Here is a 10,811-nt window from a genome sequence, read left to right on the forward strand (position 1 = left end):
CGGCGGAGAGACCGGCCCCATGCTCAGCCATCACGTGCCCGACCTCGCCGACCTCCAGATGCTCACCGCCGTGGCCAAGGCCGGGAGCCTCCGCCTCGCCGCGGCTGAACTCGGCGTCTCCCAGCAGGCGTTGTCACAGCGCGTGCGGGCCCTTGAGGGCCGGATCGGCTTCGCGCTGCTCAGCCGCGGCCCGCGCGGCTCCCATCTGACGGCGGACGGGCGGCTCGTCGAGCAGTGGGCGGCCAGGGTGCTCGACGCGGCGGCGGAACTGGACGCGGGGATCACCGCGTTGCGCTCGGACCGCGCGACCCACCTCAAGGTCGCGGCGAGCCTCACGGTCGCCGCGCATCTGCTGCCGCGCTGGCTGGTGGCGCTGCGTGACCAGCAGCGGCTGACCGGCGTCGCGGCGACCAACGTCGAGTTGGAGGCCACCAACAGCGTCGCCGTCGCCGAGTCGGTGGAGCGCGGCACGGCGGACGTCGGCTTCGTGGAGGGCCCGCGCGCGCCGCTGGGCCTGCGCTCCCGCACGGTCGCCCGCGACGAGCTGCTGCTCGTGGTCGACCCCGGCCACCCCTGGGCGCGCCGCAGGTCGCCGGTGGCGGCGGCGGAGCTGGCGGCGACGCCGCTCGTCACCCGCGAGGCGGGCTCTGGCACCCGCGAGGCGCTGGCCGCCGCGCTCGCCGAGGCCGTGCCCGGGGCGGCGCCCGCGGAGCCGGTGCTCGAACTCACCGGCACCGCCTCGGTGAAGTCCGCCATCGCGGCGGGTGCGGGTCCTGGCGCGCTGTCGTCCCTCGCCGTCGCCGACGACCTGACCCTGGGGCGGCTGCGGGCCGTCCCGGTCACCGGGGTGCGCCTCGTACGCGACCTGCGTGCGGTGTGGACGGGCGGCGCGCAGCCGCCGCGCGGGCCGGTGCGCGACCTGATCGCGCTGGCGTCGCGCACCCGCTGACCCGCAGCGGCGGTGCGGCCGTCGCCCGATCCCCAGCCGCGGTGCGGCCAGCCGCCGGTCCCGCGAGCACGGTGCGGCCACCCGCCGGTCCCGCGAGCACGGTGCGGCCACCCGCCGCCCGCGCCCGCCTGCGGTACGGTCGCCGCCTCGACCCGCAGCGGCGCCCGCCCCTCCCCTCTCGGGCGCCCGATCGGAGGAGGCCCCCCACATGGCGCTCGGCACGGCGGACCAGAACGGGAACGGCAAGGCCGGCGCGCCGCCCGGGGGCGGCGCGCCCCCTGCGCTGCGAGCGGCGGCGCTGCGGCCCTGGAACGTCCTCGCGATCGCGCTCTCCGCCATCTCCCCCACCACGTCGGTCTTCCTCGTGTACGGCTCAGGGCTGGGCTCTGCGGGCACCGGTGTGGTGTGGGCCTTCGTCATCGGCGGGGTCATCGCCCTCGCCATGGCGCTGTGTTACGCGGAGACGGGGTCGGTGTTCCCGTCGGCGGGCGGCGCGTACACCATCGTGCGGCGGGCGCTCGGGCCAGTGTTCGGCGGTGTGACGGTGGTGCTTTTCCTGCTGCTGGGCCTGGTGTCGACGGCGTCGATCCTGGTCTCGTCCTCGACGTACCTGTCCTCGCTGGTGCCCGGCGGCCTGCCGGTCGGCTGGGTGGCGCTCGGCATGATGGCGCTGGTCACGGCGCTCTCGTCGGGGAAGATCGCGCCGGCGAGCTGGGTGGCGGGCGCGATGCTGGTGCTGGAGCTCGCGGTGGTGCTGGTGTTCACCGGCTTCGCCTTCGCGCACGCGTCGGCCGCGAACGCGCCGTTCACCGCGCCCGCGGTGGCCGGGCACGGCGGCCTGGTGACGGGCGTCGGGGCGGCGGGCATGCTGGCCGCCGTCGTGCCCGCGCTGTTCGCGTTCAACGGCTACGACTGGCCGCTGTACTTCGCGGAGGAGGCACGCGGCACGCGGCGGGCGCTGCCGCGCGCCGTGGTGGTGGCTGCGCTGGTCGCGGTGGCCGTGGAGGTGGCGGCGGTGATCGCGGCGACGTACGCCGTGCGCGATCTGGGGGCGACCGCGGCGGACGCCTCGCCGCTCTCGCTCATCGCCCACCAGGTGATGGGCCCGACCGGCGCCACGGTCCTGCTCTCGGGGGTGGTGGTCGCGATGTTCGACACGGGTCTCGCGGCCAACCTGGGCTACGCGCGGGTCGCGTACGCCGCCGCGCGCGACGGGATGCTGCCGGGCCCCGTCAGCCGGTTCTTCGGCCGGGTCTCGCCGGGCACCCGGGTGCCGGTGGCCGCCATCGCCTTCCTGTTCGTGGGCAACGGTCTGCTGTGCGTGGTCAGTTCGCTGGAGGAGCTGATCACCTTCACCGGCGTGGTGATCGTCACCGTCTATCTGCTGGTGGCCGTCTCCGCGCTGGTGAGCCGGGTGCGCGACCGGTCCCTGCCGCGCGCGTTCCGCATGCCGCTGTGGCCGCTGCCGCCGCTGCTCGCGATCGGGGGCGTCGTGGTGGCGCTCACCCGGCAGCAGCCGCGGGACCTGGCGATCGCGCTGGGAGTCGCTGCCGCCGCGCTGGTGGCGTACGCGCTGTGCCGGGGCCGGCTGCCGGGACGGCTTGACGGCCGGCCGGGGGCTGCGCCTGCCGTCAGGGACGGCGGCGGGTAGCGGCAGCGGCGGGCGCCACCGGCAGGGGCGGTCGCCGCCGCCCGCCGCGGCCGGGCGGGTGGTGGCCACCGGTGGCGGCAACGGCGGGCGGCGGCAGGCCGGCGGCAGCCGGTAGCGACGACGGCGGGCGTGAGCGACGGCGCGGCGGACCGGCGGAGCGGCCCGGCGGAGTGGCGACCCCGCCAGCAGCCGGTGGCGGCAGCAGCGGGTGAAAGTGGCGGCAGGGCGGCCGGGAGCACCCGGGGCACGTGCCCCGGGGGTCACTCCGCTGCGGCCCCGACCGCGCCGGTCGCGGCCTGTCCGCCGCCCGTCGCGATGTCCAGGGTGACCGGGGTGCCCTTCTCGATGGTCCTGCTGACCGTGCACTCGCGCGCCACGGCCGCACGGATCGCCGCCGCGACCCGCTCGCGCGCCGCCTCGTCCAGCGACGAGAGGTCGACGTCGAGCGCCACGTGCAGCGCGTCGTACTCGTGGCTGCCGGGGCGCCGGTCGTTGCCCGCCGTCGCGACGAACCTGGCGTTCTCGCCCGAGCGGCGCACCACCAGTTCCTCCACGGTGACCGCGGCGCAGCCCGCTGCCGCGACCTGGAGCAGCTCGCCCGGCGTGAAGGAGCCCTCGCCGCCGACCCGGCCGATCCGCACCTGGGCGCCGCGGGTGTTGCGCGCCGTGAACTCGTGCGTGCCCGTCCGCTCGATCTCCAGCTCAGCCATGGTCCCGTCCCGCGCCCTTCCGCCGTACACCCGCCTGGAAACAGTGGCGCCAACCCCGGGGGCGGCCCCTTTGTTCCCCGTATCCCGCCCGCTCCCTCCCGGCCCTGCGCCACCGCCGCGGCGCGCCGGCGGGAGCGGGGCGACTCCTCACAGCGCGACTCCTCACAGCGCGACTCCTCACGGCGCGGACGCGCCTCGACCTGCTGCCCCGCGCCCCGGTACCGTGCTTCCCGTCACCGCTCGCTTTGCCCCCCTTGCGGTATATCACCGCTTCTCCCCTCTTCCGGGTCACGGTCCGGAATGAACGCGGGGCGGGCGGGTGTTGGCGCTGAACCGAAGTGCGCGTATGCGGCATGCTCATGACGGGCCCGCTGCGCGGCCTTCGTACGTCCCCGACCTGGAGCACACGCATGCCACCCGAGGCCCCCGTACCCCTCCGCAGGACCCTGTCGGTCAGGGACCTGATCGTCTACGGCCTGCTGTTCATCGGCCCGACCGCGCCCATGGGCGTCTTCGGCGTGCTCGACGCCAAGAGCGGCGGGGCCACCGGCCTCGTCTTCGTCGTCGCCACCGTCGCCATGGGCTTCACCGCCTGGTCGTACGCGCGGATGTCGGCGGTCGTGCCGCGCGCGGGCTCGGTCTCCGCGTACGCGACGGCGGGCCTCGGCCGCTGGCCCGGCTTCTTCGCGGGCTGGATGGCCAGCCTCGACTACCTGTTCATCCCGGCCGTGGCCGCCCTCTTCACCGGCATCGCCTCGCACTCGCTGGTGTCGGGCATCCCCACCTGGCTGGCGACCGGCGCCGCCATCGTCGTCTTCACCGGACTCAACCTCGCGGGCGTCGGCATCGCCGCCCGGGTCGGCATGATCATGCTGCTCATCGAGGTCGTGGTGCTCGGGATCTTCATCGTCGGCGCGATCGTCGTCCTCGTGCACGACGGCCCGAGCCGCGGCTGGCTCACGCCGCTGACCAGCACCTCGGACCTGGCGATCGGCGGCGTCCTCGGGGCGGTGTCGGTGGCCGTGCTCTCGTTCCTCGGCTTCGACGCGATCGCCAGCTTCGCCGAGGAGAACACCGGCAGCTCCCGTGAGGTCGGCAGGGCCGTGCTGTTCTGCCTGGCGCTCGCGGGGCTGCTGTTCGTCGCGCAGACGTACCTCGCCGACCTGATCGGCGACATCACCCCCGAGCGCCTGGCCGCGCACCCCGACGAGCAGGGCACCGCCTTCTACTCGATCATCCGCGACGCGATCGGCGGCTGGCTCGGCACGACGGTCAGCGCGACCAAGGCCGTCGGCCCCGTCTTCTCCGCGCTGGTCGCGCAGGCCGCGGCGAGCCGTCTGCTGTACGGGATGGCGCGCCAGGGACATTTGCCTGCCTGGCTCGCCCGCATCAACACGCGCACGCGCACCCCGCTCACCGCGATCCTGCTGTCGGCCGCGGCGACGCTGGTCCTGTCCATCTGGGCGGCGAACAAGGACGACGGCCTCGACACGCTGTCCTCGATGGTGACGGTCGGCGCGCTCAGCGCGTTCCTGCTGCTGCACGCGTCGGTGGTCGGCCAGTTCGTGGTGCGCGGGGAGACCCGCGCCGCGTCGCCCGGCCTGCGGACCGCCGCGGTCGTGGTCCCCGTCCTCGGCGTGGCGATCATCATCGCGTTGCTGGTCACGGCGAGTCACCTGGCGCTGGTGGTCGCGGCGGTCTGGCTGGCGATCGGCGTCGTCGTCGCGATCGCCCGCTACGCCACGGGCCACCGCGGCGACCCCGGCGCCCCCGCCACGCCCCCCGAGGAGCCCTCGGGCGCCCACCTGCTCTGACGGACGCGGCCCCGGCTTCCGCCTCCTTCGTGCGCCCTGGACAGTGCACGGCGGTCCTGCTGGGATCGGCGGTACAAAGTCCCCCGCCCCCGGAGCCGCGCCGGTGCCCCATGACCGCATCGGTGCCGGCTACCGGCGGGTACGCGTGCGCGACCCGCGGCTCGCCGCGCTGATCGATCCGCGCCGGGGCTCGCCGGGTGGCCCGCGGGCAGTCCGTCTGCACGGGGGATCCCACCCACCCGCGCGAGCTGTGGCTGCCCGACGAGGACCCGCCCGGGATCCGGGGCCGTGGAGCACGCCCGCTCCACCCCGCTCGACGAGGCGGCCGAGGCCCTGGGCGACCACACGGTCCCGCATGTCCCGATCCCGCCCGACGTCACCGACGGCTTCCAGATCGCCTACCGGCGCCGGCCCGGGTCTTCCTCGACCCGGTCCTGCGGCGGGCCGGTTCGGCCTTCGCGCTCCCTCCGCCGGCGGTGGCGGAGCCGGCCATGGCACGGCTGCGCGCGGACCTGGCCTCCGGTGCCTGGCACCGCCGCCACGCCGGCCTCCTCGACCAGGACAGCGTGGACCACGGCCACCGCCTCCTGATCGCGGACTCACCGTCGTGGACACGCGCGTCCTCGCAGTGCTCAGACGGTCTGCCAGGGGTTCGCCTCGTAGCAGCGCACGAAGAGGTCGGTCGCGCCGGGGTCGAGGGCGAGCGCCGTCCCGTCGATGGCCGCGACCGGGACGGCCGGGGAGATGGAGTTCGTGAGGAAGGCCGCGGGGACCCGGGGGCCCGACGGGTGGGCGGCGAGGTCCCGCAGGCGGATCGGACGGCGCACGGACGGCACGCCCTCGGCCGCCAGTCCGCGTTGCAGCAACCGCATCGTGACCCCCGGCAGTACGGCGGCCTCGGGCCAGACGACCCGCTCACCGTCGAAGAACCCGATGTTCGAGATCGAGGCCTCGCTGATCAGGCCGTTGCGGTCAGTGAACAGCGCGTCGTCGTACCCCGCCAGCACCGCGCGGCGGTGGTGGAGGCTCAGGCCGAACGTCCCGGCGTGCTTGACGTGGGGAAGGTCCCGTTCATACGCGACGGTCCGCAGCCGGACGGGCGAGACCTGCGCCGCGAGGGGAGCACTCGTCGCCACGGCGATGTCCGGCTCCACCTCCTCACCGCGCAGCGCGGCGTCCTGCTGACGGCTGAACACGGTCACCCGGACCGTCACCGCGTCGGGCGAGGCACGGAGCGCGTGCCGCAGGCAGGAGACGACCCGGTCGGCGTCGAGGCCCGTGCCGAACAGCTCCCGTGTGCCGTCGTCGAGCCGTTCCAGGTGCAGATCCAGGCCTCGGACCGCTCGGCCCCTGGCCTGCATCGAGGAGAAGTGCGCATAGGTGGACCGCGCGAGCAGCCGCAGGTCCGCACGGTCTGCTTCGGCACCGTTGACGCACACCCGGTCCATGAGAACGACCTCTCCCCCTGTCCGTGCCGGCCCGTCCGGCCGCCGGTCGACCACCCTGAACGCCGAGCGGCACCACCGGCCCCCCGCGCCGGTGGTGCCGCCGGTGCGGGGGGTGGTGCCGGGATGTGCAGGGGCGTCAGCGGAAGGAGTGGTGGGGTTTGGGGAGTCGGACGTGGGTGGGGGCGTGCCAGGGGCGAGGGGTCGTGGAGAGCGGGGCGAGGGCCTTGGCGCCGCCCACGACCGGGAGGGTGATGCCGCTCGACGCGAGGTCGACGGTGACGGAGGCGCCGGTGGCGCGGTCGCCCTGGACGTCGCCGTCCGTGCCGATCAGTACGACGGCGAGCCGGTGCCCGGCCTTGAAGCGGTAGTCCGTGGGGAGCGTGTCCCAGCGGACCGGGTAGTACGTGCCGGGGGTCAGCGCGCTCGGGTGGCTCAGCGAGTCGCGGTTCTGGGCGTCGACGTAGCCGCGGGCGACGACGTTCACGTCCGAGGTGGCGGTGTCGGTGGCGACCTTCAGGTAGCAGGCGTCGTCCACCGGCGTGCTCTCGCCGTGGCAGTCCTCGGTGGTCAGGGTCTTCACGCCCTCGCCTGCGCCGAGGTAGTTCACCCGGGTGTCGGTGCCGTAGTCCACCAGGAGCGCGCCGAGGTTCGCGGTCGGCTTGTCGAGCTTCACCCGCAGGTCGGCGCGCGGGGTGCCGGAGACGCGCACGTCGCGGGTGAGCGGCGCCGTGGCGTAGGCGAGGCGGTAGGGCTGGGCCGTGGCCGCGTCGGCGACCGCCGCGGACTCGGACGTCCTGGTGTCGGTGTACGTGGCGGTGCCCGAGGACGCCGTCAGGCCGAGGGAGCCGTCACCGCCCGGCCTCAGCGTGACGGGCTCGGCGGCGGGCGCGGGCCAGTCGGACTGGGTGGTCCACTGGTCGGGGCCGGTCTCCAGGTCGACGCGGGGCTGCTTCATGATGTCGTTGGGCACCTGCCACAGCCAGTGGTCGAACCACTGGTGCAGGGTGTCCACCCAGGCGTCGCGCCGGTAGTCGAACGGGTCGACGTGCCCGTACTGCGAGAGCCACGCCTTGCGGGGCACGCCCTGCTTCGCCAGCGCCGACCACCAGGTGGAGAACTGGTTGGGCTTGACGTTCAGGTCGTTGAGCCCCTGGGAGGCGAAGACGGCGGCGTGCACCTTGCGCACGTCGGCGACGGTGCCCGCGCGGTAGTCGCGCTCCTTCCAGAAGTCGTTGTAGTCGCCCGTCGCGTCGTCCTGGCCCGCGGCCAACTGCTGCCGCACAGCGGCGCACTTGGCGGGCGGATCGGTGTCGACCGTGGCGGCGAGGCCGTCCTCCTCGCCGGGCGAGAAGAGGGTGCCGTTCATGCGGCTGTAGTCGTACCAGGAGCTGATGGCGGAGATCGGCACGATCGTCTCCAGGCCCTTGACGCCGGTCGCGGCGACCGCGCCTGCGAGCGTGCCGTCGTACGACTTGCCGATCATGCCCGTACGGCCCGTGGTCCAGTCGGCGTCGACCTGGTGCCCCTGGGCGTCGAACGCCTTGGCCCGGCCGTTCAGCCAGTCCACGACCGCCTTGCCGCCGAGCACGTCGGAGGCGCCGCCGGAGGTCGGGCAGCCCTCCGACTTGGTGGTGCCGTCCATGTCGACTTCGAGGACCGCGTAACCGCGGGGCACGAAGTAGTTGTCGTAGTAGAGGGGGAACGTCGCCGGGTCGCCCTGGGCGTCGTAGGTCTTGTGCTCGGACTCGTTGCCCCGGCCGAGGTTGTCGTAGTACGGGCTCTCGTCCATGATCACGGGGACCTTGAAGCCGGGACCGCTCTCCCGGGGGCGGACGATGTCCACCCGGATCAGGTCCTTCTTGCCGTCGCCGTCCGAGTCGGCGCTCGACTGGACGTTCACGTACTCGCGGATGGCGTCCTGGTACGAGAAGACGGGCTGCGTCCCGTCCGCGGTGACCCTGATGGAAGGTTTCTGCGCCGCATGGGCGGCGGGCATGCCCGCCGCGGCGAGCGCGGCCGTGAGGGCGAGGGCCGTGAGGCCTCTTCGCCGGGATGAGTTCCGCACGCACTACCTCCTGGAGTTGGCGCGCGCACTCTCCCGCGAACACCCCTGTCCCCACAAGGCACATTCGCGCCAGCCGCGGGGAGGGCGCACCCCTGCCCCCGGGCCGCGGGGCGCTCAGGCCGCGGCGGCCAGTGCGGTGTCGAGCCAGTCGAACATCGTCTGGTGGGCGAGGGTGAGGGCCCCCATGTGGCAGTGCTCACCCGCACCCAACTCGTCGGTGAGCAAGGCCAGTTCGACGGGCGCGTTGGCCAGTGCCGTGGCGACGCGCTCGGGCTGCCCCTTGAAGAACTGGTCGTTCTGGGCACCCATCACCAGTGTCGGGGCGGTGATCCGGTCGGCGATCCCCTCCAGGGTGTAGCGGCGCGAGACGCGGACGAGGTCGGCGTACGACGAGGCGCCCATGGCCCAGGTGCCGTTGCGCAGGCCCCAGCGGGTCTGGGTGCTGCCCGCCGCGGCCATGGCGAGCACGGGCACGGCGACATCGTCCCTGCCCTCGTCCACCCACCCGGCGACGACGGGCGGGATCATCCCGGCGAACGCGGCGTGGAAGTCGTACACGCCGTCGTCCAGGATGAGCGCGGCGACCCGGTCGTCGAACGCGGCGGCCCGCGCCACCAGATAGCCGCCGAGGCTGTAGCCGAACAGCGCGATCCGGTCCGCGTCGACCTCCGGCAGGGCCGCGGCCACGTCGAGCACCGGCGTCACCACGGCCTCCCAGTCGGGCCGGAAGACGAGGCCCTGCCGGCGCAGCACCGCGCCCTGGCCCGGACCGTCGTACGCGAGCACGTTGTACCCCCGGCGCAGGGCCGCGGCCGCGACCGCGAAGTACGACTCCTCCAGCGTCGAGTCGTACCCGCTGGTGTAGACGACGGTGGGGCGGGGCGCGCCGGAGCCGTCCACCAGGAAGAGGTAGCCGGGGAGCACCGTGTCCTCGTACGGGATCTCCACCGGGCGCACCGGGGTGTCGAACGCGGTGAGCGCGCGGGCGAAGGTGTCCGCCGAGAGGCGCGAGAGCTCGGCGGCCTCGGGGTCGGTGGCGGGGTGCTCGCGGAGGTAGAACTCGGCGGTGCGGTAGTAGTTCGAGGCCCGCAGCAGGGCCTCTCGGCCGCTGACGCGGTGCCCCGCGGCAAGCGACCGCTCACCGAGCCGGTGCACGCGCTCGGCCGTGGCCTTCCACTCCCGGTGCCAGTCCTCCTCGTCGCCCTCGCGGATGCCGCGCGCCGTGGCCAGGACCTCACCCAGGTCGGCACCCCCGTACGGGGCGAAGCCCGCGGCGCGCAGGGTCTCGAAGGAGAACGACTCGTCGACGAAGAGAAAACGCATGGCTGTGCCTCCCGGGTCGTCGGGGCGTCGCCGCCCAGACACGAGACGAAACCGTTCCGTCTCGCCTTCCGGACCCTAGCCCCCTGCTACCCGAGACGCAACCGTCTCGCCTCCTGTAGGGTGCCCGGCATGCCCCACACGGACCCCGGCACCGGCACGGACCCCCGCCCGGATACGCGCGCCGGCACCGGCACTCGTACTGGTGCAGACGCCACCGGCACGGACGCCGGTGCCGGCACCGATGCCCAGAGCAGGCGCGCTCCCGGCGGCCCCTACCTCCAGGACGAGCTCACCGAGGCGCTCACTCGGGCCTTCTTCGAGGAACTCGCCGGCGTCGGCTACGGCCGGCTCTCACTGGAGGCCGTGGCGAGGCGCGCGTCCGCGGGAAAGGCCGCCATCTACCGCCGCTGGCCCTCGAAGCGCGCGATGACCGTCGCGCTCGTCTCCGCGGCCGCGACCACATCCGTCCCCAGCCCCGACACCGGCACGCTCCGCGGCGACCTGCTCCACTTCCTGGCCGACGCGGCGAACGCCCTCGCGCATCCGCTCGTCTCCCGCATCGTCCCCGACCTGCTCTCCGAGGCCACCCGCGACCCGGAACTCGCCGAGGCCCTGATCGCCTCGATCCGCGGCCCGCGCCGCGAGGCGGCCGCCCTCATGTTCCAACGCGCCGCCGCCCGGGGCGAGATCCCCGCCGACACCGACACGGAGACCGCCCTCGACTTCCTGGTCGGCCCCCTCTACTGGCGCGTCGCGGTCACCCACATGCCGGTGGACGACACCTATCTCGGCGCCCTGGCCACGAAGATCATCAGGACTCTCGGGCCCTGACCCCCGGGGCTCTCGGCGAG

The 10,811-nt window shown here is 74.5% G+C and carries 8 protein-coding genes; 4 read left to right on the forward strand and 4 right to left on the reverse strand.

Going from position 1 to position 10,811, the window contains the following annotated elements:
• Positions 1-19 precede the first annotated feature (19 nt).
• A complete protein-coding gene (locus ABEA77_RS16170; protein WP_345647313.1) occupies positions 20-949 on the forward strand; it encodes a LysR family transcriptional regulator in 930 nt (309 codons plus the stop codon).
• Positions 950-1,157: 208 nt separating this feature from the next.
• The gene (locus ABEA77_RS16175) at positions 1,158-2,600 is read left to right on the forward strand and encodes an APC family permease (RefSeq protein ID WP_345647316.1); all 1,443 of its coding nucleotides are present in this window, start codon (positions 1,158-1,160) and stop codon (positions 2,598-2,600) included.
• A gap of 260 nt (positions 2,601-2,860) precedes the next feature.
• Here the strand turns inward: ABEA77_RS16175 and ABEA77_RS16180 are convergent, their stop codons facing one another.
• On the reverse strand, positions 2,861-3,310 hold the full coding sequence (locus ABEA77_RS16180; protein ID WP_345647319.1) for an OsmC family protein: 450 nt from the start codon (positions 3,308-3,310) through the stop codon (positions 2,861-2,863).
• 410 nt (positions 3,311-3,720) lie between these two features.
• On the opposite strand from ABEA77_RS16180, the gene ABEA77_RS16185 reads away from it, so the two are divergent.
• A complete protein-coding gene (locus tag ABEA77_RS16185; RefSeq protein ID WP_345647322.1) occupies positions 3,721-5,124 on the forward strand; it encodes an APC family permease in 1,404 nt (467 codons plus the stop codon).
• 632 nt (positions 5,125-5,756) lie between these two features.
• On the opposite strand, the gene ABEA77_RS16190 is transcribed toward ABEA77_RS16185, so the two are convergent.
• The 3 genes from ABEA77_RS16190 to ABEA77_RS16200 form a co-directional block, all read right to left on the reverse strand.
• Positions 5,757-6,572 carry an aminotransferase class IV gene (locus ABEA77_RS16190; RefSeq protein ID WP_345647325.1) on the reverse strand — a complete coding sequence of 272 codons (816 nt, stop codon included), beginning with the start codon at positions 6,570-6,572 and terminating at the stop codon, positions 5,757-5,759.
• A gap of 136 nt (positions 6,573-6,708) precedes the next feature.
• The gene (locus tag ABEA77_RS16195; RefSeq protein ID WP_345647328.1) at positions 6,709-8,637 is read right to left on the reverse strand and encodes a Xaa-Pro dipeptidyl-peptidase; all 1,929 of its coding nucleotides are present in this window, start codon (positions 8,635-8,637) and stop codon (positions 6,709-6,711) included.
• Positions 8,638-8,751: 114 nt separating this feature from the next.
• The gene (locus tag ABEA77_RS16200) at positions 8,752-9,960 is read right to left on the reverse strand and encodes an alpha/beta hydrolase family protein (protein WP_345647330.1); all 1,209 of its coding nucleotides are present in this window, start codon (positions 9,958-9,960) and stop codon (positions 8,752-8,754) included.
• Positions 9,961-10,089: 129 nt separating this feature from the next.
• Here ABEA77_RS16200 and ABEA77_RS16205 point away from each other — a divergent pair, with 129 nt between their 5' ends.
• Positions 10,090-10,791 carry a TetR/AcrR family transcriptional regulator gene (locus ABEA77_RS16205; RefSeq protein ID WP_345647332.1) on the forward strand — a complete coding sequence of 234 codons (702 nt, stop codon included), beginning with the start codon at positions 10,090-10,092 and terminating at the stop codon, positions 10,789-10,791.
• The last annotated feature ends 20 nt before the right edge of the window (positions 10,792-10,811 follow it).

The organism is Streptomyces tremellae, assembly GCF_039540215.1.
GTDB classification, from domain to species: Bacteria; Actinomycetota; Actinomycetes; order Streptomycetales; family Streptomycetaceae; genus Streptomyces; species Streptomyces tremellae.